Source organism: Pseudomonas sp. Q1-7, from assembly GCF_028010285.1.
GTDB lineage: Bacteria > Pseudomonadota > Gammaproteobacteria > Pseudomonadales > Pseudomonadaceae > Metapseudomonas.
Map to the genome: position 1 here is coordinate 4,011,888 of NZ_CP116304.1, position 24,911 is coordinate 4,036,798.

20 protein-coding genes are annotated in these 24,911 nt (G+C 61.5%); all 20 read right to left on the minus strand.

The genetic code is table 11. From position 1 onward, the window contains the following. Positions 1-117 precede the first annotated feature (117 nt). The 20 genes from fleR to flgE all read right to left on the minus strand — a co-directional run bounded on the left by fleR (position 118) and on the right by flgE (position 24,898). Complete coding sequence (fleR, locus tag PJW05_RS18690; protein WP_271408465.1) at positions 118-1,518, minus strand: sigma-54-dependent response regulator transcription factor FleR; 1,401 nt, start codon at positions 1,516-1,518, stop codon at positions 118-120. A 6-nt stretch (positions 1,519-1,524) separates the two neighbouring features. Then, a complete protein-coding gene (locus tag PJW05_RS18695; RefSeq protein WP_271408466.1) occupies positions 1,525-2,733 on the minus strand; it encodes a sensor histidine kinase in 1,209 nt (402 codons plus the stop codon). 110 nt (positions 2,734-2,843) lie between these two features. Beyond that, the gene (locus tag PJW05_RS18700) at positions 2,844-4,316 is read right to left on the minus strand and encodes a sigma-54 dependent transcriptional regulator (RefSeq protein WP_271408467.1); all 1,473 of its coding nucleotides are present in this window, start codon (positions 4,314-4,316) and stop codon (positions 2,844-2,846) included. A 219-nt stretch (positions 4,317-4,535) separates the two neighbouring features. After that, positions 4,536-4,832: a flagellar protein FliT gene (locus PJW05_RS18705; protein ID WP_271408468.1), complete on the minus strand. Its 297-nt coding sequence runs from the start codon at positions 4,830-4,832 to the stop codon at positions 4,536-4,538. A 26-nt stretch (positions 4,833-4,858) separates the two neighbouring features. Beyond that, the gene (gene fliS, locus PJW05_RS18710) at positions 4,859-5,239 is read right to left on the minus strand and encodes a flagellar export chaperone FliS (protein ID WP_271408469.1); all 381 of its coding nucleotides are present in this window, start codon (positions 5,237-5,239) and stop codon (positions 4,859-4,861) included. Between the two features lie 99 nt (positions 5,240-5,338). After that, a complete protein-coding gene (gene fliD / locus PJW05_RS18715; RefSeq protein WP_271408470.1) occupies positions 5,339-6,742 on the minus strand; it encodes a flagellar filament capping protein FliD in 1,404 nt (467 codons plus the stop codon). A 73-nt stretch (positions 6,743-6,815) separates the two neighbouring features. After that, on the minus strand, positions 6,816-7,196 hold the full coding sequence (locus PJW05_RS18720; RefSeq protein WP_271408471.1) for a flagellar protein FlaG: 381 nt from the start codon (positions 7,194-7,196) through the stop codon (positions 6,816-6,818). Positions 7,197-7,273: 77 nt separating this feature from the next. Beyond that, the gene (locus tag PJW05_RS18725) at positions 7,274-8,122 is read right to left on the minus strand and encodes a flagellin domain-containing protein (protein WP_271408472.1); all 849 of its coding nucleotides are present in this window, start codon (positions 8,120-8,122) and stop codon (positions 7,274-7,276) included. 274 nt (positions 8,123-8,396) lie between these two features. Continuing rightward, the gene (locus PJW05_RS18730) at positions 8,397-11,954 is read right to left on the minus strand and encodes a glycosyltransferase (RefSeq protein ID WP_271408473.1); all 3,558 of its coding nucleotides are present in this window, start codon (positions 11,952-11,954) and stop codon (positions 8,397-8,399) included. Between the two features lie 9 nt (positions 11,955-11,963). Continuing rightward, positions 11,964-12,764, minus strand: coding sequence for a class I SAM-dependent methyltransferase (locus PJW05_RS18735; RefSeq protein ID WP_271408474.1), 801 nt, complete (start codon positions 12,762-12,764; stop codon positions 11,964-11,966). 141 nt (positions 12,765-12,905) lie between these two features. Then, positions 12,906-14,105 carry a hypothetical protein gene (locus PJW05_RS18740; protein ID WP_271408475.1) on the minus strand — a complete coding sequence of 400 codons (1,200 nt, stop codon included), beginning with the start codon at positions 14,103-14,105 and terminating at the stop codon, positions 12,906-12,908. Then, positions 14,065-15,183, minus strand: coding sequence for a DegT/DnrJ/EryC1/StrS family aminotransferase (locus PJW05_RS18745; RefSeq protein ID WP_271408476.1), 1,119 nt, complete (start codon positions 15,181-15,183; stop codon positions 14,065-14,067). Before PJW05_RS18745 ends, PJW05_RS18740 begins: the two co-directional genes overlap by 41 nt. Positions 15,184-15,331: 148 nt before the next feature. Next, the gene (gene flgL, locus PJW05_RS18750; RefSeq protein ID WP_271408477.1) at positions 15,332-16,570 is read right to left on the minus strand and encodes a flagellar hook-associated protein FlgL; all 1,239 of its coding nucleotides are present in this window, start codon (positions 16,568-16,570) and stop codon (positions 15,332-15,334) included. Positions 16,571-16,580: 10 nt separating this feature from the next. Beyond that, positions 16,581-18,653: a flagellar hook-associated protein FlgK gene (flgK, locus tag PJW05_RS18755; protein ID WP_271408478.1), complete on the minus strand. Its 2,073-nt coding sequence runs from the start codon at positions 18,651-18,653 to the stop codon at positions 16,581-16,583. 10 nt (positions 18,654-18,663) lie between these two features. Then, positions 18,664-19,824 carry a flagellar assembly peptidoglycan hydrolase FlgJ gene (gene flgJ, locus PJW05_RS18760; RefSeq protein ID WP_271408479.1) on the minus strand — a complete coding sequence of 387 codons (1,161 nt, stop codon included), beginning with the start codon at positions 19,822-19,824 and terminating at the stop codon, positions 18,664-18,666. Positions 19,825-19,834: 10 nt separating this feature from the next. Next, positions 19,835-20,935 carry a flagellar basal body P-ring protein FlgI gene (locus tag PJW05_RS18765; RefSeq protein ID WP_271408480.1) on the minus strand — a complete coding sequence of 367 codons (1,101 nt, stop codon included), beginning with the start codon at positions 20,933-20,935 and terminating at the stop codon, positions 19,835-19,837. Positions 20,936-20,946: 11 nt separating this feature from the next. Beyond that, complete coding sequence (gene flgH, locus PJW05_RS18770) at positions 20,947-21,660, minus strand: flagellar basal body L-ring protein FlgH (RefSeq protein ID WP_271408481.1); 714 nt, start codon at positions 21,658-21,660, stop codon at positions 20,947-20,949. An 18-nt stretch (positions 21,661-21,678) separates the two neighbouring features. Further along, entirely contained in the window at positions 21,679-22,464 is a 786-nt protein-coding gene (flgG, locus tag PJW05_RS18775) for a flagellar basal-body rod protein FlgG (protein ID WP_271408482.1), read from the minus strand. 45 nt (positions 22,465-22,509) lie between these two features. Next, complete coding sequence (flgF, locus tag PJW05_RS18780; RefSeq protein WP_271408483.1) at positions 22,510-23,253, minus strand: flagellar basal-body rod protein FlgF; 744 nt, start codon at positions 23,251-23,253, stop codon at positions 22,510-22,512. A gap of 307 nt (positions 23,254-23,560) precedes the next feature. Further along, positions 23,561-24,898 carry a flagellar hook protein FlgE gene (gene flgE / locus PJW05_RS18785; protein ID WP_271408484.1) on the minus strand — a complete coding sequence of 446 codons (1,338 nt, stop codon included), beginning with the start codon at positions 24,896-24,898 and terminating at the stop codon, positions 23,561-23,563. Positions 24,899-24,911: the final 13 nt, after the last annotated feature.

Here is a 24,911-nt window from a genome sequence, read left to right on the forward strand (position 1 = left end):
GCGGTCCGATGAAGGGGTATCTGCAACAAGGGTGCCAAGAGCTCAGGAATGGACATTTCCAATGCGCAGGATGGGTAGCGCCGCCCGCGCCTTCCTGCGAGGCGCGGGCGGCGTCTTTCAACTGGCGTAGAGATAGGCCTCGACGTCCATGCCCGCATCACGCATCTGCGCCAGCTTGTAGCGCAGGGTACGCGGGCTGATGCCCAGGCGTTCGGCGGCCTCCTTGCGACGGCCGCGCTCGGAACGCAGGGTATCGATGATCATCTGGAACTCGCGGCGGCGCAGGTCGTCGCCCAGGGCGCCAGGCGCCTCGGCCGGTGCGGCGGTGACCGGCATCGACAGTACCGGCGCGGATGCCGCCGGCGCGACGGGCGCCATGGCCAGGCCGATGGGCGCGGTCAGGCACAGGTCGTGGGGCTGGATCAGCCCACCCTGTTGCAGGATCAACGCGCGCTGCACGGCGTTGTCCAGTTCGCGTACGTTGCCCGGCCAGCCGTGGGCCAGCAGGGCCGCCTGGGCGTCACTGGAGAATCGCACGGCGGCGTGGTTCATTTTTTTGACGTGCTTGGCCAGCAGGCGCTCGGCGAGCGGCAGAATGTCCGCCGGACGCTCCCGTAGCGGACGCCAGGCCAGGGGAAAGACCGAAAGGCGGTAGTAGAGGTCTTCACGAAAACGCCCCGCCGCCACTTCGCCGGCGAGGTCGCGGTTGGTGGTGGCGAGGACGCGGATATCCAGGCTGATCGGCCGGCGTGCCCCTACCCGTTCCACCTCGCGCTCCTGCAGCACGCGCAACAGCTTGGCCTGCAGGCCCAGGGGCATTTCGGAAATCTCGTCGAGCAGGATGGTGCCACCATCGGCCAGCTCGAACTTGCCCGGCGCGCTGGCGACGGCGCCGGTGAAGGCCCCCTTCTCATGGCCGAACAGGGTGGCTTCGAGCATGTTGTCCGGAATGGCGGCGCAGTTGATCGCGATGAAAGGCCCGCTGGCGCGGGTCGACTGCTGGTGGATGTACTGCGCCAGCACTTCCTTGCCGGTGCCGGACTCCCCCGAAATCAGCACTGTAGAGTCGCTGCGCGCCACCCGCGCGGCCAGCTCCAGCAACTGGCGGCTGGCCGGCTCCAGGGCCACCGGGCCATCGGCGGCAGCCTGGCTCACGCGACCAAGGGCGTGGCGCGCCACCAGTTCCAAGAGGGTGTTGGGCTCGAAGGGTTTGACCAGATAGTCGGCCGCGCCCTGGCGCATGGCATCCACCGCGCGCTCCACCGCGCCGAAGGCGGTCATCAGCAGCACCGGCAGTTGCGGGTAGCGCTGGCGCACGATGGCCAGCAACTGGTGGCCGTCCATGCCCGGCATGTTGACGTCGCTCACCATCAGGCCGAAGGCTTCTTCGCCCAGCGCCACCAGGGCGGCTTCGGCGCAATCCACCGCGCGGTAGTCGTAGCCACCGATCAGCAGGGTGTCCGCCAGGGCCTCGCGCAGGGCGCGGTCATCTTCGACCAGCAGGATTTTGGCAGTCATCGTCCTTTACTCCTGAAAAACCGATTGCGCCGCGGGAATCAGCGGCAGGACCAGGGTGGCGCAGGTGCCGCGACCGGGCCGCGACTGCAGCCGCAGCTCGCCCCGGTGGGCACGCGCCACCGCCTTGACCACGGCCAGCCCGAGGCCGGTGCCGGTGGTCTTGGTGGTGAAAAAGGGTTCGCCCAGGCGCGCGAGGGTGGCGGCGTCGATACCGGGGCCGTTGTCGCTGATGGTCAGGCGCACGTCGCCGCCACGCCGATAGAGATGAACCTTCAGCCGCAGGCCTTGGCCCGCGGCCTGGCTGGCGTTCTCGATCAGGTTGAGCATCGCGCCCACCAGGGTGTCGCGATTGCACAGCAACTCGCCGTCGGTGAGGTCGCACTGCCAACGCACAGCCTTGTCCTGTACATGGGATTCGGCCGAGGCACGTAACGCGGAGAACAGCGCCGACGGCGCCAGGCGATCCGGCAGCGGCAGCTCGCCACGGGCGAACACCAGCATGTCGCGCACCTGGTGCTCCAATTCATGCAAGCGTTCCTTGAGGCGGCCGGCGAAACGTTGCTGCTGGTCGGTCGGCAACACTTGCTGGGTCAGGTGACCGGCGTAGAGCAAGGCCGCGGACAGCGGCGTGCGGATCTGGTGGGCCAGGGAAGCGACCATGCGCCCCAGTGCGGACAGGCGCTCATGGCGGGCCAGTTGGCCCTGCAGGCGACGGGTTTCCGTCAGGTCGTTGAGCAGAATCAACAGGCCGGGCTCACCGTTCAGGGAGCGGGTGGCAATGGAGACGCGACGGCCGTCCTTGAGGGAGATTTCGTGGCCATCGTCTTCGCGCGGAGAGAAGTTGCGGGCGATCACTTCGCGCCAGAGCATGCCCACCAGCGGCTGGCCGAGCAGGTGGCGCGCCACCGGGTTGGCTTCGCGCACCACGCCCTGACCGTCGATCACGATGACACCGCCGGGCAGCAGGTCCAGCAGGCTCTGCAGACGGTTGGCCAAGCGTTCCTTTTCCGCCAGTTCCTGCATGCGCTGGGCGCTGACCAGGGCCAACTGCCCCTTCAGCTCGGTGACCCGTGCCTCCAGCAAGCTGTAGGACTCGCTCAGCTGGGTCGACATCTGGTTGAACAGCGCGAAAGCGTGTTCAAGGCCCGCCCGGCTGGCCTGTTCGGCAGGGGCGGTTTGTGGGTCCTGCAGGGGTTTGACGACGGCGTGGCTCATGCTCTTCTCTCGCTCCATCGACCGTCAGCAGACGGTCGGTCGAGGGAGATATAGCAATACCCGTGCCTAAAATTTAATCCTTTAAAAACAACGAGTTGAAAAAAGCGGAACTATTCTTCCGCCAATTCCTCGTCGCGACGGCTCATGCCGTACTTGCGCATTTTCTCCACCAGGGTCGTGCGGCGGATGCGCAGGCGCTCGGCGGCGCGGGCCACGACGCCGGAGGCGTCGTCCAGCGCCTGCTGGATCAACCCCTGCTCCAGATTGCCAAGGTAGTCCTTGAGGTCCAGGCCTTCCGGCGGCAACAGCGCCGGCGAGCTGACGCCAGGCAGACCCGCCCCGATGGCCGACCGCTCTTCGATTTCCTCGCGCAGGCTGGCCTTGAGCTGTTCGTCCTCGTCATCCACATGGCGGAATTTCTTCGGCAGCTCGCTGACGCCGATGACGCCGTAGGGGTGCATGATCGCCATGCGCTCGACAAGGTTGGCCAACTCGCGGACGTTGCCCGGCCAGTCGTGGTTGCACAGCGACATGATGGCGGCGGAGTTGAAGCGGATCGAGCCACGCTTCTCGTGCTCCATCCGCGAGATCAGTTCGTTGATCAGCAGTGGAATGTCCTCGACCCGCTCGCGTAGCGGCGCCATATCGATGGGGAAGACATTGAGGCGGTAATAAAGGTCTTCGCGGAAGCTGCCAGCCTCGATCATCTGTTCGAGGTTCTTGTGGGTAGCGGCGATGATGCGTACGTCGACGTTCTGCGTCTTGTTGCTGCCGACCCGCTCGAAGGTGCGTTCCTGCAGCACGCGCAGCAACTTGACCTGCATGGGCAGCGGCATGTCGCCGATCTCGTCGAGGAACAGGGTGCCGCCGTTGGCCAGCTCGAAGCGTCCCGCCCGGCTGGTGATGGCGCCGGTGAACGCCCCCTTCTCATGGCCGAACAGCTCGCTTTCCAGCAGCTCCGCCGGAATGGCGCCACAGTTGACCGGCACGAACGGCGCTTCGCGGCGCTTGGAATGGTAGTGAAGGTTGCGCGCGACCACTTCCTTGCCGGTGCCGGACTCGCCGAGGATCAGCACGCTGGCGTCGGTGTCGGCCACCTGCTGCATCATCTGGCGCACCTGCTGGATGGCGCGGCTGGTGCCCACCAGGCTACGGAATAGATTGGGTTCGCGCTGGCGTCCGCGTTCGCGGGCGTGGTCGTACATCTCGCGATAGACCTGGGCGCGATGCAGGGAATCGAGCAGCTTGTTGTAGCTCGGCGGCATCTCCAGGCTGGCCAGCAGGCGACGGCGCAGGTCCTCGGGCCAGTCCGTCTGGACCGGGTCGCCGATTTGCAGCACGGGCAGGAATTCGTCCCAGGCCAGCAGTTGCTTGACCAGTTCAAGCGCACCGCCCTTGGCCCCCACTTCGCCCAACATGACGCAGAGGACGTCGCGGCTGGAAGTCAGAGGGCCTGTCACATCGCGCCAGTCCGAGCTGCCGCAGTGCAGGTGCTCTTCCCCAAGGAAATTCAGGATCACCGCGAAATCGCGGCGGCGATCGCTATTGTCGTCGATCAGCAGAATCTTGGTTTCACGCCACATTGTCTGGTTCTTGCTTTTTGGGCTGAACGCCGCGTTCCACGGCGCATGGGCAGACGGTGCATCCCAAGGATCGGGACTGACCGGCAATTGGCCACTAGTAAAGTGAAAAACCCTTGCCGAGTCAATTTTATGGCGTGCTTTTTTTGTTCGAGCCGACGGAATGGCTAAGCGGTTGTCGGGGCAGTATCGAATTGATGGCAGATAAGAATTACCCGGTCATCAGCCGAACAATTGGTAGACCTTGGCGCTCTGTTTGGCCTGGTTGAGTTGCAGTAATTCACCGGCAATTCGCTGCTGTTCATTGCGGCAGCACTCCACCAACTCGCGGTACAACGCTAGGAGGTCCTCCATGCGGGCGCGCAACAATGCTTCATCCGCTGGTAGTTCATCCATGGCTTCGTCAATCGCCTCGCGACATTGCCGATCAAGCACACCAATGGCTTCCCAATCTCGTCGACTCAGGGCATCGCGCAACATCGCACCCGCAGCCTCTAGAAGCTGGACAGATTTACTCATGATCACTCCTTGGAAAACCGACTCATTCAGGGCGCAATCGCATCCCAGCCGGACTTGATTGTACGCATCAGCTGAGAGACTTCATCAAGAATCGCAGAGTCATCCCTGGCATTGGCTTCGACCAGTCGAGTGCCCATGTATTCGTACAGGCGATCGAGATTGCTCGCCACCTCGCCACCGCGCTCCATGTCCAGCGCGCCACGCAAGCCGCCCACGATGGAGATGGCCTTGCCGATGAGTTCACCCTTGCTGGCCAACTGGCCCCGCTCGAGCGCACCACGTGCCTGGGCCAGGCGAGAGAGACTTCCCTCCATCAGCATCTGGATCAGGCGGTGCGGGCTGGCGTCAGCCACCATCACATTGGTGTTGACGTTCTGATACTGGCGAAGAGCGGAGGCGGCATTCATTTTCGTTCTCGCAGGGCTGCTGTCGACATACCTTGCTTATCGGTACGATGCGCAAAACCTTTAGCCACTTCCTCCGCTATATTTCAACGACCGGCCGGCTCAGGACTTCGAGCGCGCCGCCAATGCATCGAGGCTGGACAGCAACGAGTTTCCCGTACTGGTTAGTTGTCCGACCAGATTGTCCATGGCGTTGTATTGCGCATAAAGACGCTCTTCGAGCGCCGCCATTGCACGCGTGTGAGTGTCACGCTGCTTGCTGATGCTGGTCAGTGTTCCCTGGAGAGATTCGGAGCGTTCCTTGAGAATGCCGCCTGTCTGGGTATAGGTCTTGATCTGATCACTCAGCCGCTTGAACAGACCGTCGGTGCCTTTGAAGAAGGTGCCGATGGTCTCAGGACTGTTCTGAATCACCTTGTCCAACTTGCCCTGCTCGATGGAAAGGGTTCCGTCGTTCTGCGTCTTGACACCTAGGTCCGCAAGAATCCTGATCGCGTCATTGCCAGTGTCGGCGGACGTAGTCAGCTCCTTGCGCAGGATATTCATCATCTGCCGCACGGTGGAGTCACCTACCAGAGCACCGCTACTGGTCGTCGTACCATCGGCGCCCTTGGTTACCTTGGTCAGGGAACTAGTTACCTTAACGACCTGGTTGTATGCATCGACGAATTTCTGGATCGAATCCTTGAGACCAGTCTTGTTCGGCCCGACTGTTAGCGTCGTGGTCTTGCCCACCCCTTCGGCCAGAAGCTCGAAGGTCAGCCCGCTGACCGCACCATCAACCTTGTTGGTGGCACTCGAAAGCGCCAAGCCATCGATCTCGAACTCGGCATTCTGAGCCTTGGTGATGTATCCCGCCCCGCTGCCCTGCTGCTGCAGGGTGCCATCGACATTCAGCTGAGCAAGGGATGCGTTGGAGCCGGATATGGAAATATCCTTGCCAGCACCGGTAACGGTGGAGCTAAGGATTAACCGGGAGCCCGCCTGCGGATTGGCAGGGTCACTCACGACGTTGGCGGTCACGCCCTTGTCCTTGAGCTTGGCGTTAATCGCGTCGCGGACCTCGACAAGGGAAGCGCCTTCGGCGATGTCAACGGTAAAGTCGTCACCGCCGCCGAGGCTGATAGCCAGCGATCCTGCATTGAAGGTACCGTCTGAGGGGGTGAAACCAGTGGCGACCTTGGAGGCGGCGGCAAGTTGATTGATCTTAACCTGATAACTACCGGCGACAGCGTTGTTCGCCGCGCTGACGGTGATCTGCTCGATCTTCGACGATGTGGCCGCCAGAGCATTGAAAGCCTCACCGGCGCCTAAGTCCTTCATGGCCTTCTGAAATGTTTCGAGAACACTCTGCAGTTGCCCTACCCCGGAAATCTTGGCGTCGGTCTGGCTCTTGAGACGATCAAGCTGGGCGGTTTTCGGCGCGCTCTGAGCATCAACCAGCGACTTCACGATTGAGTTGATATCAAGTCCGGAGCCAAGACCGGTGCCAGTAATCGTTGCCATGTTCCTTCCCTCGACAGTCTTTTGACACTAACGACATTCGCCAGATGTAATTAGCAGGATTCGAGCCAGATGCTCAGGCCGTCGTATCGAGCATCAAGCTCCGCGCTTCCTCGAGATGCTTCAGCAACTGCAACGCCTCCTCGGACGGGATCTGGCGTATGACTTCGCCGGAAGACTGGTCCCGCACCTCGACCACAATCCGCCCGCTGGAATCATCCACTCGAAAGGACAGATCCCGCTGAATGGACTGGGCAAACTCCTGGAGAGAGGTAACGGCATTACCGATGGCCTCAGCGCTGCCTTCAGACGCCTCTCCCCGCTCACTCGTATCGGAAGGAAGCTCCCGGTCGTTGAAACGCACATCCGTCATACTGGAACGCTGCGACTTCTGCACTGCGGCCGGCCCAATATCAATCACGCCAGCGTGCCTGACGCCTTGAGCATTGATATCCATAACCGCCTCCTTGAAAAGGCAAAAACAGGGGTAGGCGTCTTGGGACCCCTCCCCTGTTCAACGTGCTGAGTTAAGCCTTATTGCAGCAGGCTGAGAACAGCCGACGGCAGCTGGTTAGCCTGGGCAAGAATGGCGGTACTGGCCTGTTGCAGCACCTGATTCTTGGTCAGGTTGGCGGTCTCGGCGGCGAAGTCGGTGTCCTTGATGCGGCTGCGCGAAGCCGAGACGTTCTCTGCAATGTTCTGTAGGTTGGCAATGGTGTTCTGGAAACGGTTCTGCACAGCACCGAGGTCGGCACGCTTGCTGTCGATGGCAGCCAGAGCGGCATCGATCGCCGAAACCGCCGCCTGGGCACCGGAAGCAGTGGTGATATCCACATCACCGGAGGCCACAGCAAGACCAGACGCGTCGAACGAGGCGGAGCCCATGGTGATGCTGATGGTTTCGTTGGCATCGGCCCCCACCTGGAAAGCCACGTTGCCACTGAAATCACTGGCATTCAGCAAGTACAGCTTGTTGCTGCCGCTACCGAAACTGGTGGTGTCGGCGATTCGGTCCAATTCGCTCTGAAGAGCCACGACTTCCTGATTGAGGGAAGTACGATCAACGCTGCTGTTGCTGCCGTTGGCAGATTGCAGGGCCAGTTCACGCATGCGCTGCAGGATGTCGGTGGACTGCTGCAGGGCACCTTCGGCCACTTGGGCGATGGAGATACCATCATTGGCGTTGCGCACGGCAACGTTCAGACCGTTAATCTGGCTGGTCAGACGGTTGGATATCTGCAGACCGGCGGCGTCATCTTTGGCGCTGTTGATACGCGAACCGGTGGAAAGGCGCTGCATCGATACACTCAGCGAGTCGGACGCACGGTTCAGGTTGCGCTGAGTATTGAGAGAAGCAACGTTAGTGTTTACGGTCAATGCCATGATTTTCGTCCTCCAAAGGACCGAGCGTGTTTGCCTGAGCTTGCGACTCTGAGCCTGCAGCTCATGAGGCCATTGAGTTCGCGTTCACTTTGCGTATCGGCGCCTCGAGAAGAACCTTTAGCCCTGATACGCAGCTTTTTTTGCCTAGCTTGAGCAAGCCGGAATCCGTACTGCTCAAGCCTTGTCAATCTCATCGGCGACATGGAGGAAAACTTTAGAGAAAGTTCGCAAGTCGGCAGCACCCATGACCGAGTGCCCCGGCATGTGACGAGTGTCAGTCAGGCAACCACGCCTTGCGCCACTCCAGCAGCGCCTCGCCCTGCAACATCCAGTCGCGATGCACCGTTTCACGCAATGCATTCCCTTTCCTGGCTGTCTCGTCCAGATCGGAGAGATGCATGCGAATAGCTTCGAGCCAGTCTTCGGTGCGGTTCTTCACTAAGGTGACTGGCATGCCGCAGCGGTAAGGTTCGATATCCGTACAGATCACCGGATATCCACAGGCCCCGTACTCCAGGATGCGTAGATTGCTCTTGCACTCGTTGAACAGATTCATTTCCAGTGGTGCCAATGCCAGATCCAGGTTCAGTCGAGCAAGGCGTTCCGGGTAGCGCTCAATGGAAATGCCCGAATGAAACTCGTGGATGTAGGGGCGAAGCAGATCCGGGCACATGCCAAAGAACACCCATTCGACCTCATTGGCCAGCTCACGGACCACATCGAAAATGAGTTCAAGATCCCCGGTGTGGCTGGAACCACCCGCCCAGCCGATCCGAGGCTTGCGCCCGACGCGCCGCTCACTGCGAAGACTGCCCCACCACTCAACCGGCAGGCGGTTCTGCATGATGCGGATATCGGGATGCAATCCTGCGAAGGCGTCGGCCAGCGGTGCGGTCGACACCACGAAGCGGTCAACTAGGCTCAGCGCCTTGTTGATGTATTCCATTACATTCTTGGGAACCTTGTTGAAGTGGATGCTTTTTGGTGGAACGCCAGGGATGAAATCGTCCATATCCATTACGCGGAACGCACCGGAATAAGTCTCAGCCTCCTCCCTGCGGAATAGGCTCTCCGGCGTGAACTGACGTTGATAAATAATGCTATCGGGAGAAAAGCGTTCGAGCTCCACCGGCGCCAGCAACGGCCCGCAGGAAACCCCCTCGATCAGCGCTTCTCGCTCCATGGCCAGGAACGGCTGATAGAGCCGATAGTGCCCGCAGCCGCCACCATCGGACGGATGGCACAGGATGCGCGGAAGCAGTGGCTGCCCGATTGGCTGCCATTCACGGGTCTTGGAATAGTCGGGGGTGAAGCCGAAGCCACTGATGGCCAGGTTCTGGTTGTAGGCCGGGTCCCGGGCAAGCACAGGCAACCATTTGTTATACATGCCGATACGGGCCTTTTGCTGCTCTTGCGATTCGAATGACGCCTCGACGCTTTCCTCCGACGCCTCTCCCGCCTGGCGAACCACAGCATGCGCGGCCCATAGGATCAGGTAACCAGCCTGACCGAGCTTCAGGCAGAAGTCGACATCAGCATGCTCTCCACGAATGTCATCGCTGCCCATGCCACCCACTTCGTCGAAAAGCGACTTGCGTACCATCATGCAGGCTCGACTTACAGCGCTATAACTCTGATCGACCTGCAAACGGCTCATGTACCCGGGCGAATCCCCCGCTTCACCAATGAAAGCGCCTCCTGCTGGGCCCCGCAGACCCAAGATGATCCCGGCGTGCTTGACCGGACCGAAGCGATAGAGAACTTTGGCCCCCACGACGGCCACTTCCGGACGCAGAGCGTGATTCAACATTTCGTCCAGCCATTCCGGCTGGCTCTGCCAAGTGTTGCTGGCAAGCAGAAGCACGTACTCACCCCGTGCCGCGCTTGCGCCCAGATTGCACATAGCCGACAGGTCGAAGCGGCCATCATAGCGTGCAACCCTGATTCGCCCAGTCCTCATCCCGGCAAGCGTCTCCAGCCAGTCGCGCACGGGCGACGAGTCGTCCAAGCTACCGACCAGAACGACTTCATAGTGCTGGTAGTGTGTGACTTCCAGGATGCTTTCGACGCACCGTTCGAGGCGAGCCAGGTCGTCTTCGATAGGGATGACAATGCTGACCAGGGGCTGGTTCTTGTGCGCGTAACGTATGCGATAGCGTCCTGGCAAGACGGATACAACCGCGGCGTCTTCATAGCCACGCGCTGCCAGATGCCGGCCGATCGCACGCAGCTCGTCCGCCTTATCGGCGGGTGCTTTGCTCGCGACGACCACCAAGGGCTCATCAACATGAGCAAGTCCCGAGAAGCCACCGTGCTCCACCATCCGCAGTATGAAGTCGAGCTCGAACGCACCGGTGAACGCAGGATCGAAGCCATCGAGGGCATGCAGGGTTTCCTTGCGGAACAACCAGTGCGAAGCCATAGCTCCGGGGAAAGCAAGCAGGTAATCGAGATTGAAGCCGGGTCTCAACAACGGCGCGCGAATGCCTTCGCCGTCGACTTCCAGCTCGTCTCCGTAGACAGCCCGACATCCTGGTGCTGCCAGCAGCTCGATCGCCAGGGTCTGCAATCCGGCCGCCGTGAACTCGGTCCCCGCCTCCACCAGCATCAGCCAGTCGAAATCGATTCCGGCGGCCACCTGATTGACCGTATCGACCAGGTTCTGCTCAGTGACCCGGACGAAACGAAGTTCCTCCGAGGAGTTTTCCCTGGGGATATCGAGCGACGTGAGCACCGTGATTTTCACGTTCCTATAGAAACAGCGGTCATTGTCCAGACTCTTGATGGTGGCAATCACTCGTTGCAGGTCACCGGCCAGATCCTTGACCACCACATTCAGCAGCGGCGCGGCCGGATTTCTCTCAAGGCTGGAATTAATCAATCGCACATGGGTTTCCGCCGGCACCCTGGCACTCATCCAGCGGTCCAGCCAGAATCGTTGGCTGGAGGCTTCCCGGTTCGCTTGCTCCTGCGTCTTCCGAGTGAATACGCCCAGTTGCTCCCAGAAGCGCTCCTCCAACTCGCTGTGCCATTGGCGAATCGCCGGAAGACTGCTAGCCGCTTTCTCCAGTGAAATATCAGAGTCGTCTAATGCAACGCCGTTGAATTGATAGAACTCCAGAGTTTCGTCAGTGAATGCAAGATGCTCGTAACCCTTGGCTTGCAAGGCGACAACCGGACAGCCGCAAAGCATTGCTTTGGTACAAGTCGAAGAGGTTTCAAACGTATAGAGGACCTTTCCGGCTCTGAATTTATCGGCCAACTGTGCCAGCGGAAGCGGCTCGGCCATCGACAGCACTTCTATATCAGGCGGTAAGCTTGAAAAATCCACCGCGTCGCGGGGGACGCGGTGGAGATAGAGGAGACGCGTAATCCGCTCGCGCACAGGGGAAGGCGAGAACATCTCCATGTCGGTTCCCGGCAAAGTCAGGAGATCGACCGCGCGGTCAGCCTCCACGAACTCGTGACGGAAATAGAAGAACAAGTCATGGACTCCTGCACCAATCTGATTGCCACCAATCAGACCTTCCTTGTTCAGGATGTAGCGCGCCACCACAGGTGTCATCAGCGCATTGCCGGAAGCAACTTCTGGATAAACGCCGATCGGGACTTTTCTAGCCTGTTTATGGCGTCTCTTGACTTCATCGGTCAGCAAGGGGGTTTTCAGCTCAGGATTGGTCCTCCTGCCCCCCGCGATATAAGCCTCGAACCCCTCCAGATTCAATGCATGGCAGAGATAGTGAAGCACACATACGCCCGAGGAAGACTCCCGGTAGTCCGGAGCCAGAATGTAGTAGGGATGCCCAGGCCTGCGGTGCAGTCTGCTTTTCATGCTATTTCCTTATTTCCGGCTGCCTAGGGATTTCATGATGAAAATAGGTCGATTGAGAAACTCTCCCAAAGCATCGTCACGCTGAACGTTGCGGTCATCGATATCTCTATAAACAAGCTCGCCATTCTGTCGCTGGGCGACACCGATAGCCTCGATATCCCAGAATCCCGAAGAACCCTCGCGGATGTAATTGATCATCTCGGTCTTGGTGCCGCGGCTGAACAGGCAACGTGCCGGATCGCCACGCCAGTTGAATCCCAACTGAAAGATCAGCCTGTCCGCCAGGCGATTCATTCTGTTCAATTGGTCGAGGATCGATACCCGGGCTTGCTCGATGGTGAGGGCCGAATCTCCAAAGTCGTCACCGACGTGATGCAGCACATTCAACAACAGCGCGACATCGAATCGACCATGCCGGAAATCGAAGTCGAAGTCGAAGTCGAAGTACCGCGAGTGGACCTCGATCGCCTCGTCCAGGCCGAGCAACGATGCCGCCTCGCGGACGAAGGCCGCGTGCGCTGCGCTACCTTCGTAGCCCGTGACCCGGGATGCTCCGGCCTGCAGCAGCTCGAATAAAAAGAAGCCCGTATTGCAGCCGATATCAAGGACTGCCTTATCACGAAACTCGACCTTCGAGCGCATGTAGTTCAGCCGTTCGAGTTCGTGCTTGGAATGAACCTCAACACCGGTATCGCCCAACAGTTTCGCTACAGGTGCAGCCAGGAGCTGATAGGCCGAATGCTTTCGAGTACGGGTGGTATCGGCTAGCAGGCGCTCGAGTTTGTTGGGCCGTTCAGTAGGCGATGACATTGCCGCCCCCTTTCTTGAGATGAATGAACCTGCACGACCCCGTTGAAACGCAACGAAATCTGGTCTTGCGCAGGACCGGGTACCAGTTCCTCGCGATAGCACTGGTGAATTTCCTCGGACAGAGCCTGATCCAGCTCACCATCACAGTGCATCCTTCACCACGCGACGGCGCAGCCTGGAGTACGCCAGGAGAAACGCATTGCCCAACTCATGCCCCAATAGACACAAGGTATCCAAACGCAGATAGATGTCCGCGCCGAGCAACGCGAAGGGACGAGATATCAGCTTGCGCAGGTACTGCGGGTAGCGACGAGGCCGGCCGCCCGCGAACAACGAGAGAGCCAGGCCGCTCGTCCAAAAATAGAGCGCGCGCCTGCTGCCAAGCTCGTGATGCGCTTCCCCTGCGATGGCCTCTGGTCGGAAGCCCGCCTTAATGGCCAGCTCGAAGGGCCCCCACAGTCTGGGATTGGCTTCGATAAGGTGGAATAAGCCATTCACCTCGATCAATTCCACCATGACGAAACCGAAGAATCGTACCGACTGGAAGCCGCGAATCAGACGCTCCTCGCTCCGGACATCCGGGCACTCGCACAGGCGGGCGGCCAGCATCGACTTGCCGTTGGGCTGCTGCAACAGATTTTCCTGGTAACGCACCGTTGGCTCACCGGTACGCGGGAAGAACGCCAGGAAGTAGTAACTGCGCCCGTCCAGGTAACGCTGGAAGAAGTAATCCTCGATCACATCGCTGGCGAGAAAGGCTTCGAGCGCCTGTTCGGTGAAGATGAGTTCCGGATAGAGCTTGCGACCGCTCCGCGGCGACACCTCGTGGAAGGGCTTGGCGACAACCGGAAGATCATTAGCGACCACCCTGTCGATGCGCGGCGGAACAGGCATGCCGACCTCAGCCATGAGTTCCAGAAAGCTGGCCTTGTCAGAGACCCTCTCGTAGAGCGATTTGTCGATCAGCGGCACTTCCAGGCCGGCAGCCTCGAACGCCTCACGTTGATCGAGCACGAGTCGAATGATCGACTCCGCGGTGGGCAGGAAGATCAGTTGCTCCCCCAAATGGAGTGCCTTGATTCGCGCGAGCGCCGCCAGCATGTCGTCGACGTCGAGCCAGTCCACACCACGGACCGCTTCGATCCAACCGGCGAAGCGTGTCTTGCGCAAAAGGTCAGTCCCCGGCCTGGCGATAAGGGAACAGGCGATCCCGTTCCGCCGGAAATGACGGCATATGGCGATCACGGCGCGTTCGTTGGCGCCGGTAAATATGACGAAGCGAACGCGATCAACCACGGCCTCAGGCTCGCGCAGCATCGAGGACGATTGCGATGACCACATCCTGCTCCCGCTCCTGCATATGTGGAAATATAGGCAGGCAGATCACCTGGCGAGATATGTCGAACGCATTGCCGAGCCGCTTGGGTTGTGCGCTGTCGAGCCCGCGGTACATGGGAAATTCCGAGATCAGTGGATAGAAGTAGCGGCGCGCGAGAATCCCCGCGTCGCGCAGGCGCAGGAACAGGGCATCGCGGGAAACAGGAAAACGCTGATCGTCCACGAACAAGGGGCAATAGGAATAGTTCCAGTCCAGCCCTCGTGCGGGCGAAACCAGACGCAGTCCCGGAGTTCCCCGGAACGCTTCGTGATAACGCTCGAACAACTGCCGACGAGCCATCAGCGCACCATCCAGATGCTTGAGCTGGAGCAGGCCGAAGGCGGCCTGCACCTCGTTCATCTTGCCGTTGATGCCAGGGGCGACCACTGTCACCTCGTCGGCGAAGCCAAAGTTCTTCAGGTAATCGATGCGCTTCTTGATCTTCGCATCCGGACAAATGATGGCGCCGCCCTCGAAGGTGTTGAACACTTTCGTGGCGTGAAAGCTCAGGATCGACAGGTCCCCACCTCGCAGGATGCTGACGCCGTTCTGGCGCACGCCGAATGCATGGGCCGCGTCATAGATGACCTTGAGACCATAAGTGTCGGCTACCCGTTGAATGCCCTCGATATCACAGGGAATGCCATAGCAATGTACGGGCATGATCGCGGAGGTGGCCGGCGTGATGGCTTCCTCGACCCGTGCGGGATCCAGATTGCAGGTAACCGGATCGACATCGACGAACACGGGCTTGAGGCCATTCCACAGCACGGAATGCGCGGTCGCGACAAAGGAATACGGGGTGGTGATCACCTCGCCGGTGATCCGCAGGGCCTGAAGGGCCGCCACCAAGGCGAGCGTGCCGTTGGCGAACAGGCACATATGCTCAACCCCCAGGTAGCTGGCCAACTCCTGCTCGAGACGCTCATGCATGGGGCCGCCATTCGTCAGACGCCGGCTTTCCCACACCTCTTCCAGATAGGGAAGAAAGTCTTCAAGCGGGGGCAGTAAGGGGCTGGTGACCGGAATTGGTTTTGTCATGCTTGCACCGTGCATTGAGTGAGCCGGCATCTAAAGGCGCCAGATTGGTGACGCGGACTCTTGTGGCTCTATGCACAGCAAGATGCCTGCCAAGAGCGGGCAAGGCGGCAGCGACACACCTCAACGCAGGTTTGGGCAAAAGGACGCATCACATCTTGCTAAACAGATTCAGCTGGGAAATCGCCACATAGCTCTTTTGGGACGCATCAAGGATCAACTGCTGGAACGACAGTCTCGACAGCGCCTCAGCGTAATCCAGCTCTCGCAGTTCGGCCTGCACAGACTTATTGGCCAAGCCGACATCTTCGTTGTCAGTCAGGCTGGATTCGACCACATTCAGGCGAGCCCCGATCTGTCCCTGGGCCAGATCCACACCCGCCATACCATTGGAAATGTTGGAGAGCCCCAGAGCGACGGCATCTCGAACTTCACGCCCATCGGTACTGTTTTCCAGCACTTGGCGCAACTGCGAGATGCTATCCAGGATGCCCGTCTTGACCGCCGGATCGCTCGCCGTTGCATTCGCGGCGGGTCCGGGCCCCTCAAGCGTGAAACTCGAAGAAGCGGGAGGCGTGCCGTTGATGTAAAAGCCGATACCACCGTAGGTGACCAGGGTATCGCCATCGTCGGCAAGGCGCCCCGTTACTGCCGTACCGGATGGCAACGGCGTGATTGTGTAGTTCTTTGGGTCGGCAACATCGAAGGTGATCTGTACTCCACCCGCTGGAAAACTGGAGAACGACACTTCGTCCTTCACCAATGCACCGCTAATGGTGCCAGTGGGCGCGGGAGGCGCCGAATTATCGGTAATGGTAAGTCGGCCGGCATTCAGAGCACTCTGGAATACCTGTCGACCGTTGTCGCTGATCGGCACTTCAAGGGAGCTGGCTATCTGCAGCATGCGCTGCCCTTCATCGCCCATGTATGCATAGCTACCATCAGCTTGGCGAACGAATGGCTGCGACTTGCCCTGAAAACCGGCGAAGAGATATTCGCCGCGGGCATTCCGGGTATTCATCAGCGCCAGCAACTCGTCTTCACGCTCGGCGAGTTCAGCAGCGATGGATTTCCGGTCATCCAGGCCAAGCGCACCATTACCCGCCTGCCCGACGAGTTCTCTCACCCGCTGCAGAACCGTGGTAACGGACTGAAGCGTGATTTCCTCCTGGCTCAGGCTATTCTTCGCCGCCGTCAAATTGGAGTTGTACTGGTCCAGCACGCCTTGCTGCTCAAGCTGCAACAGCCGCACAGAGGCAACCGGATCGTCCGCCGGCGTGAGAATGCGGTTGCCAGTGCTGATCTGCTCCTGGGTCCGGGTGACGTTGGCATAGTTGCGCTGCAGGCCCGCAATACCGTTGTTGAATGCCTGGATGGTCGAGATACGCATGGCCGCCCCGTTAACGGAAGGTATTCATGAGGGTATCGAACAGGCTTCGCGCAACTTGAATCACCTGCGACGAGGCGTTGTAGTACTGCTCGAACTTGATCAGATTGGCTGCCTCTTCATCCAGGCTGACGCCGGACAGCGAGTCCCGGTTGTCGGTGGCCTGCTTGAGGATCGCGGTCGTGGCTTCGCTGTCCACCCGAGCCTGGGCGGTCAATGTGCCGACCCGCTCGACCAGGCCGCCATAGCCATCGGAGAAACTCACACCCGTTGTGCCCGGCGAGTTCAGGTCGATGCCCACAGTTGCCTTGGATTGCAAGTCCGCCAGCTTCAGGCCGTTGCGGTTATCCGAGACGCCCTTGTCGTTGAAAGCAACGTTGAAGGTGTCGCCGTTCTCCGGACGCCCGCTGAGATTGAATCGAACAACGCTGCCATCGCTGAGTTGCAGCTCATAGGAGTTCTGCTGCCCGGATTGGAAGGCCGGCGGCACCGCCGGCGTACCGTCCTGGTTGATGCGGGTCAGAGTGGCACCGGCCGGAACTGCGAACAGGCCTGTCGTCGAGTCATAGGTCAGCCCCACCGGCAGCGCCGCGGTCAAGGCGACCGGATCGATCGGGCTCTTCATGCCTTGCAGGTCTGGCTGGGTAATCACCCCGCTGCCACGGTTCTGGGTGTTGGCCTCGGCGCGCACAGGTGCGGCCAGAGCCAACTGGTCCGGCTGATCAAGGATTGCGCCGATATCCGTCGCGCCACGACGGGTGGGTTGCAACAGGAAGACGTCGCCCTGCACCGCCTTGCCCAGTTCGGCTGCGCTGAAAGCGACCTCGAAGCCCTGGCCTCCATTCGGCGCCTTGGCCGGATCGGCGAAGCTCAGCGTGTAGCCGCCGCCAGGTGCCGGATTGGCTGTCGCCGTCACTGTCATGCTGGCGCCGTCGGACAAGCGTCGCGCCGAGAACGTCGGTGGTACGGTAGTGGAGTCCGTAATTTCCAGACGGTAGTCGCTGGTGGACAGGGTGCGGGTATCGGTAATGTTCAGCAGCGGCTGGGCATTTCCGACGTTCGAACCCAGGTTGAGCGCGCGCAGGGCCGCGAGTCCCGGATCGTTGTAGTCGGCGAACAGCGGAGAGCCTGCCTGCCCCTTGAGGTCCAGGCCCATGCCAAGCTGAGTGTTGACCTGGTCGGTAATGGCCAGGGCCAATCGTCCCAGGGAGTTCATGGCGTTATCGAGTGTTTCGGTGCGATAGCGCACCAACCCTCCCAGCTCACCACCACTGAGCAGCGTTGTTACCCCTTGGCGCGAGTCTCCACTCACGAACTCGATCTCGAAACGATTCGGATCGCCCTTCCCAGGAACGGCCTCCAGTCGGTTGGCGGAGTTTCCCACCACCAACGGCTGGCCGGAGCCGATGAAGATGCTCTGGGTACCGTCGCTCTGGGGCACCACGCTCACGCCGACATAGGTGGACAACTGGCGAATCGCTTCTTCGCGAGCATCCATCAAGTCGTTGGGCTGACTTCCGTTGGCCGCTGCGACGGCGATCGCCTGGTTCAGGCTGGCGATGGAGCCGGCAAGACGATTGACCTGGTCGCTGACGGCAGACATCTGCTTGTTCAGCGATTCGTTCTGGGCGTTCAGCCGGTCGTAGACGGTGTTGAAGCGACGCGCCAGCCCTTCGGCCTCGGACAGCACTAACTGCCGTGCCGGAATGTTGGCGGGGTCTTCCGCAGCGGTCTGCATGGCCGCGAAGAAACTCTTCAGCGACGGCGTGATACCAGTGGTGGAACCGGCCAGCAGCGAGTCGAGCTGGGATATCTGGCTCTTGTAGGCCTCGACATCGCTGCTCAGCGACGTGGTATTGCGCAACTGGGTAGTGAGGAACTCGCTGTAGCTGCGACGGATATCCGTCAGTGCCACGCCGCTGCCGATGTAACCCGAGCCGGAGAACTGGGGCAGTGTGGTGGATTGCGTCGCGCTCTGCCGGGAAAAACCGGGCGTGTTGACGTTGGAAATGTTGTGGCCGGTGATGGTGAGCTGGGTCTGGCTTACGCGCAGTCCAGACAGACCAATGTTCAACAAGTCAGCCATGACTCAAGCCTCATGTCCTGGTGGTCGTGCCGTCTACGGCGGCAACGGTCTGGTAGATCTGCATGCCGCGAGCGATCTGGGTGATCTTGCGGGCGTACTGGGGGTCGGTGGCGTAGCCGGCCTTCTGCAGCTCGCGGACGAACTGCTCGGGGTTGTCGGCGGAATCCAGCGCCTTGTCGTAGCGGTTGTTGTTTTCAAGGAAGCTCACGTAATCGTGGAAGCTCTGCTCGAAGGAGTTGTAGGCGCGGAAGGACGCCGCCTCCTTGACCGCCTTGCCCCCCTTGTATTCGGTGGTCATCACCCGCGCGGATTCGCCATCCCAGGCCTTGTGGGCCTTGATGCCGAACAGGTTGTGGCTGCTGTCGCCATCGCCCTGGCGGATGATCGACTTGCCCCAGCCGGTTTCCAGCGCGGCCTGGGCCACCAGGTAGCGGGGGTCGACACCGATGCGCTCGGCGGCCTTCTCGGCCATGGGCAACAGGGTCTCGATGAACTCTTCGCGGGACGCGAACACACGCTTGCCGACGCCCTTGCCGGACTCAGCGCCGCCAACGGCTTCGCGCTCCGGCGCGGCGTAAGCCTTGGCCGGCGTCCAGTCGTTGCCCGCCAGCGGCGCACCGGCGACCTGCGCGGTGGAGGGCGCGATGCCGGCGGCCTGGCGCTCGCTCAGCCGGCCCGGCAGGGCCAGGCGGCGCTGGTTGATCAGTGCGGAATCGTCGCGCGCCGGAGCACTGGCCTCGTCCGCCTTGGCCACCGGCTTGCCGCCCTGCGCCGGCCAGTTGGCCTGGACGCCGGACTGGACCTGGGCGAAAGGATTGGGCCGCGCCGCCTGGCCGGTCTTGGACAACTGCCGGGTGAGCACATCGGCCAGGCCCACGCCGCCCTGCTTGGACAGGGTCACGGCCAACTGCTGGTCGTGCATGTCCTGGTAGGTCTTGGTCTCGTTGCTGTTCAGGTAGTTGCCTTCGGCGAAGGCTTCGCCCGCCTGGCGCATGGACTTCATCATTTCGTTGAGGAACAGCGACTCGAATTCCTGGGCGACCTTGCGGATGTTGCCCTCGCTGTCGCGGTCCTTGCCGGTCTTGAACTGGTTGAGTCGGTTCAGGTCGGTGTAGGCGCCGCTGTCGACCTTGGAACCGCTGGCGAGGCCTGTGGAGAATTTCGAATTCATCGCCGCGTCCTTAAATCACGATCAGGTCGGCCTGCAGGGCACCGGCCTGCTTCAGCGCTTCGAGGATGGCCATCAGGTCGGAGGGCGCCGCGCCCACCTGGTTCACCGCGCGCACGATCTCGTCGAGGGTGGTGCCGGGGCCGAACTTGAACATCGGCTTGGCTTCCTGCTCGGCGTTGACCCTGGAGCGCGGCACCACCGCGGTCTGGCCGCCGGAGAAGGCTTCCGGCTGGCTGACGATGGGGTCCTCGGTGATGGTCACGGTGAGGCTGCCGTGGGTCACGGCGGCCGGCTGCACGCGCACGTTCTGGCCGATGACGATGGTGCCAGTGCGCGAATTGATGATGACCTTGGCCACGGCCTGGCCGGCCTCGATCTCCAGATTCTCGATCACCGAGAGGTAGTCCACGCGCTGGTTCGGGTCCAGCGGCGCGCTGACCCGCACGGAACCGCCATCGACGGCCTGGGCGACGCCCGGGCCGAGCAGTTCGTTGAGCTTGTCGACGATGTTTTTCGCGGTGGTGAAGTCCGGACGGTTGAGGTTCAGGGTGAGGAAGTTGCCCTGTTCGAAACCGCTCGGCACCGGCCGCTCGACCGTGGCGCCGGCGGGGATGCGCCCGGAGGACGGGACGTTGACGGTGATCTTCGAGCCGTCGCTGCCCTGGGCATCGAAGCCGCCCACCACCAGGTTGCCCTGGGCGATGGCGTAGACGTTGCCATCGATGCCTTTCAGCGGCGCCATCAGCAGGCTGCCGCCGCGCAGGCTCTTGGCGTTGCCGATGGACGAGATGGTGACGTCGATGGTCTGGCCCGGCTTGGCGAAGGGCGGCAGGTCGGCATGGATGGACACGGCCGCGACGTTCTTCAACTGCACGTTGCCGACGTTGGCCGGCACCTTGATACCGAACTGCGCCAGCATGTTGTTGAACGTTTGCAGGGTGAAGGGCGTCTGGGTGGTCTGGTCACCCGTGCCGTTCAGGCCCACCACCAGGCCGTAGCCGATCAACTGGTTGGTCCGCACCCCCTGGATGCTCGCCAGGTCCTTCAGGCGTTCGGCCTGGGCGAGGCCGGCAACGAGCAGCAGGCAGAGGGCGGTGATCAGTCGCTTCATGGTCGGCCTCATCAGAACGGGAACAGCGGGCTCATGAAGAACCGGTCGAACCAGCCGGGCTGGCTGGCATCGGCGAAGGCGCCCGTGCCGGAATAGGTGATGCGCGCGTCGGCCACACGGGTGGATGGCACGGTGTTGTCGGTGCCGATGTCGTCGGCGCGAACCAGGCCGGCGATGCGGACCAGTTCATCGCCGGTGTTCAGGGTCAGCCACTTCTCGCCTCGCACGGCGAGGATGCCGTTGGGCAGCACTTCGGAGACGGTGACGGTGATGGAGCCGGACAGGCTGTTGCTCTGCCCTGCCTTGCTGTCGCCCTTGGTGTCACGGGAGGCGCTGTATTCGGCATCCAGCGACAGGCGCGCGGCGTCCAGCGGGTTGAGCCCGCCATTGGGGTTGTTCACCGAAACGCCACCGCCGAACAACGAGGTCAGGCCAATGTTGGCGCTGCTGTCCTTCTGGATTTGCGAGTTGGCGTTCTTGCTGGCCTGGGTGCGCTCGTTGAGGGTGATGGTGATGATGTCACCCACGCGGTAGGCCTTGCGGTCGTCGTAAAGGTTGGTCTCGAACCCGGCCTGGTAGATGGCGCCGTTGTTCTGCGCGGCCGGCAACGGGGTGCGCGGCAGCACGGGGGCGTAGTACGGATCGTTCGGTCGCGGCGCCGGCTGCACGCAACCCTGGATCAGGGCGGCGCCGAGCAGCGGGAGGAGAATGATCAGCCGGTTCATGACAACTACCTCAGGGCGTTACAGGTTCTGCGTGACGAAGGCGAGCATCTGGTCGGCGGTGGAGATGACCTTGGAGTTCATCTCGTAGGCGCGCTGGGTGGTGATCATGTTCACCAGCTCCTCGACCACGCTGACGTTGGAGTTCTCCAGGGTGTTCTGCTGCACCGCGCCAAGGCCGGTGAGGCCCGGCGTGCCGACCTGCGGCGCGCCGCTGGCGGCGGTTTCCAGGAACAGGTTGTTGCCGATGGCTTCCAGGCCGCCGTAGTTGACGAAGTCGGCGGTCTGGATGTTGCCGATCACCTGGGGCGCAGGGTTGCCCGTGGTGGTCACGGAGACAGTGCCGTCCTCGCCCACGGTGAAGGTCTTGACCTCGGCCGGCAGCACGATGGCCGGTTCCAGGGCGAAGCCCTGGGAGGTGACGATCTGGCCGTCGGAGTTCAGGTGGAAGCTGCCGTCGCGGGTGTAGCCGACAGTGCCGTCGGGCAGCAGTACCTGGAAGAAGCCGCGGCCGTTGATGGCCATGTCCAGCGGTTGCTCGGTGGTCTGCAGGCTGCCCTGGGTGAAGATCTTCTGGGTGCCGGCGATGCGCACGCCGGTACCCAGTTGCAGGCCGGTGGGCAGCTCGCTGTCCTGGGTGCTCTGGCCACCCGGCTGGCGACGGATCTGGTACAGCAGGTCCTCGAATTCGGCGCGGTCACGCTTGAAGCCCGTGGTCGAGACGTTCGCCAGGTTGTTGGAAATGGTGGTCAGGTTCATGTCCTGGGCGGACAGGCCGGTCTTGCTGACCCAGAGTGCCGGAAGCATGTCGTTCTCCTAGGGCGCCGGAAACATGGCGCCGCCTACTGGTGATTAGCTGAGCTGCAAGACCCGCGCCATCGCCGAGGCATTGTCCTCGGCGGTGCGCATCATCTTCACGGAAAGTTCGAACTGGCGGGACAGCGAGAGGATCGCGGTCATTTCTTCCACGGCGTTGACGTTGCTGGCCTCGATGAAGCCGGACGTCACACGCACATTGGCATCGGCCTGCACCGCCTGCTGCGGGTCCTTGACCCGGATCAGGCCGTCGGTGCCCTTCTCCAGTTGCTGCGGATCGGGATTGACCAGCTTGATGCGGTCCACCTCGGCCACCACGTTGGGACTCTCGCCCAGAGCGCGGATGCTGAGGGTGCCGTCCTGGCCGATCTCGACTTTCTGCTCCGGCGGAATGGCGATGGGCCCGGCGTTGCCCATGACCGGCAAACCATTGCCGGTGCGCAACTGGCCGAGGGCGTCGATCTTCAGGCTGGCGGTGCGCACATAGGCCTCACTGCCGTCCGGGGACTGCACGGCGATCCAGCCCTCCCCCTCGATGGCCACGTCCATGTCGCGGCCGGTCTCCTGCAGGGCGCCAGGCGTGAAGTCGGTACCCGGGCGCTCGGTCATGGCGTAGACCCGCGACGGGAAGCTGTCGCCGAACACCGGCATGGAGCGCGCCTGTTCGAAATCGCGGCGGAAACCGGACGTCGAGATGTTCGCCAGGTTATTGGCATGGGCACGCTGGGCCAGGGAATTCTGGCTGGCCCCGCTCATTGCGACATACAGCATCTTGTCCATGAATCTCTCCGAGTGGCGTTGCCGCCCTTTGACGCTTTGCAGGCTATCCAGCAAACGCCATGCCAAACCCGAAAAACACCCACAAGACACTGAAATAAAAGGAATTTACAGAAAAGAAAAAGGCCCCTTGCGGGGCCTTGTCAAAGCACTGGCGGCGAGGGGATGCCGCCAGCGGCAAGGAAGATTGCCGTCCGGCGCCTTGGCTGGCTCCGCACACCGATGCGCTAAAGGCCAGGAAGAAATGATCCTGGCCAAACCTGTGGGAGCGATTTCAAGCGCGACTGAATTCGCGCCCACAACAGCCTCATCAGCGCAGATTGATGATGGTCTGGGTAACGGCGTCTTCCGTCTGGATGGTCTTGGCGTTCGCCTGGTAGTTGCGCTGGGCGACGATCAGGTTCACCAACTGGTCCGACAGTTCGACGTTGGAATCCTCCAGGGCGCCGGCCTGCAGGGCACCGAGGGTGCCGGAGCGCGGCGTGCCAACCACCGGCTCGCCGGATTCGAAGGACTGTACCCAGCCGGTCTTGCCCACGGGAGTCAAGCCCTGGACGTTGGCGAAGTTGGCCAGGATCACCTGGCCCTGCACCTTGGACTGGCCGTTGGTGTAACGGGCGAAGATCACCCCGGTGTCGTCGATTTCCAGGCCCGCCAGCTGGCCGGTGGTGTAACCGTCCTGGCTGACGCTGTTGACCGCGAAGGCACTGGAGTATTGCGTGGAACCACGGATATCGATGCTGATACCACCGGGGTTGGCAACGGCGCCGTTGGATGACCAGGTGGCCGGCGTGCCGCCGTCGGAGACAGCCGGCACCCAGTCACTGAGGTTCATCAGGCCGGTGACCGGGTCGTAGCTCAGCTCGCCGCCTGCCGCCATGCCGACGGTGTTCAGACTACCGTCGGTATTGAACAGAAGATTGGTGGTGTGCGGGTCGGTGCTGGTCGGATCGGACGGGTTACGACCATCCACCAGCACCGCCATGGTCCAGTTGTTGGTGACCGGCGGCGTGGCGCTCGGATCCGAGTTATTGATGAAGTACTGGGTCATGACGTGGGCATTGCCCTGGGAGTCATAGATGTTGACCGAGGTGGACGAGGTGTAGGTGGTCGGATCACTCGGATCGAACGGTGTATTGGTCGGCGCCTTGGTCGTGGAGTTCAGGTTGAATTTCTGAGCGACCTCGGTGGTGGCCCTGGGCGCCTGGTTCGCGGTCTGAATCTGCAGGTCGCTCACCACGCCGTTCTGCACATTGCCATTGGCGTCGATGCCGTAGCCCTGCAGGCGATAGCCGAAGTTATTGACGATGTAGCCGTTGCGGTCGGTGCCGAAGTAACCGGCGCGGGTGTAGCTGATCTCGCCGTTGTTGCTGGTCTGGAAGAAACCGTTGCCGTTGATGGCCAGGTCCAGAGCGTTCTGGGTGTAGTTGATGTTGCCCTGGTTGAACAGCTGGGACACGTCACCCAGCGTCACGCCGCTGCCCTGGGAGTTCTTGCCGGAGCCGAGCACCGACGCGGCGTAGACGTCGGCGAACTCCGCGCGGGATTGCTTGAAGCCGGCGGTGCCGGCGTTGGCGATGTTGTTGCCGGTGACGTTGAGGTCGCTGGTCGCCGCACGCAGACCGCTGAGACCGATGTTGAACGCCATTTCTTTCTCCTTT

Bases quoted from the DNA above. Each gene is read 5' to 3' on its own strand.
- fleR (WP_271408465.1), bottom strand. From the start codon at position 1,518: ATGACTGCCAAAATCCTGCTGGTCGAAGATGACCGCGCCCTGCGCGAG.
- PJW05_RS18695 (WP_271408466.1), bottom strand. From the start codon at position 2,733: ATGAGCCACGCCGTCGTCAAACCCCTGCAGGACCCACAAACCGCCCCT.
- PJW05_RS18700 (WP_271408467.1), bottom strand. From the start codon at position 4,316: ATGTGGCGTGAAACCAAGATTCTGCTGATCGACGACAATAGCGATCGC.
- PJW05_RS18705 (WP_271408468.1), bottom strand. From the start codon at position 4,832: ATGAGTAAATCTGTCCAGCTTCTAGAGGCTGCGGGTGCGATGTTGCGC.
- fliS (WP_271408469.1), bottom strand. From the start codon at position 5,239: ATGAATGCCGCCTCCGCTCTTCGCCAGTATCAGAACGTCAACACCAAT.
- fliD (WP_271408470.1), bottom strand. From the start codon at position 6,742: ATGGCAACGATTACTGGCACCGGTCTTGGCTCCGGACTTGATATCAAC.
- PJW05_RS18720 (WP_271408471.1), bottom strand. From the start codon at position 7,196: ATGGATATCAATGCTCAAGGCGTCAGGCACGCTGGCGTGATTGATATT.
- PJW05_RS18725 (WP_271408472.1), bottom strand. From the start codon at position 8,122: ATGGCATTGACCGTAAACACTAACGTTGCTTCTCTCAATACTCAGCGC.
- PJW05_RS18730 (WP_271408473.1), bottom strand. From the start codon at position 11,954: ATGAAAAGCAGACTGCACCGCAGGCCTGGGCATCCCTACTACATTCTG.
- PJW05_RS18735 (WP_271408474.1), bottom strand. From the start codon at position 12,764: ATGTCATCGCCTACTGAACGGCCCAACAAACTCGAGCGCCTGCTAGCC.
- PJW05_RS18740 (WP_271408475.1), bottom strand. From the start codon at position 14,105: ATGTGGTCATCGCAATCGTCCTCGATGCTGCGCGAGCCTGAGGCCGTG.
- PJW05_RS18745 (WP_271408476.1), bottom strand. From the start codon at position 15,183: ATGACAAAACCAATTCCGGTCACCAGCCCCTTACTGCCCCCGCTTGAA.
- flgL (WP_271408477.1), bottom strand. From the start codon at position 16,570: ATGCGTATCTCGACCATCCAGGCATTCAACAACGGTATTGCGGGCCTG.
- flgK (WP_271408478.1), bottom strand. From the start codon at position 18,653: ATGGCTGACTTGTTGAACATTGGTCTGTCTGGACTGCGCGTAAGCCAG.
- flgJ (WP_271408479.1), bottom strand. From the start codon at position 19,824: ATGAATTCGAAATTCTCCACAGGCCTCGCCAGCGGTTCCAAGGTCGAC.
- PJW05_RS18765 (WP_271408480.1), bottom strand. From the start codon at position 20,935: ATGAAGCGACTGATCACCGCCCTCTGCCTGCTGCTCGTTGCCGGCCTC.
- flgH (WP_271408481.1), bottom strand. From the start codon at position 21,660: ATGAACCGGCTGATCATTCTCCTCCCGCTGCTCGGCGCCGCCCTGATC.
- flgG (WP_271408482.1), bottom strand. From the start codon at position 22,464: ATGCTTCCGGCACTCTGGGTCAGCAAGACCGGCCTGTCCGCCCAGGAC.
- flgF (WP_271408483.1), bottom strand. From the start codon at position 23,253: ATGGACAAGATGCTGTATGTCGCAATGAGCGGGGCCAGCCAGAATTCC.
- flgE (WP_271408484.1), bottom strand. From the start codon at position 24,898: ATGGCGTTCAACATCGGTCTCAGCGGTCTGCGTGCGGCGACCAGCGAC.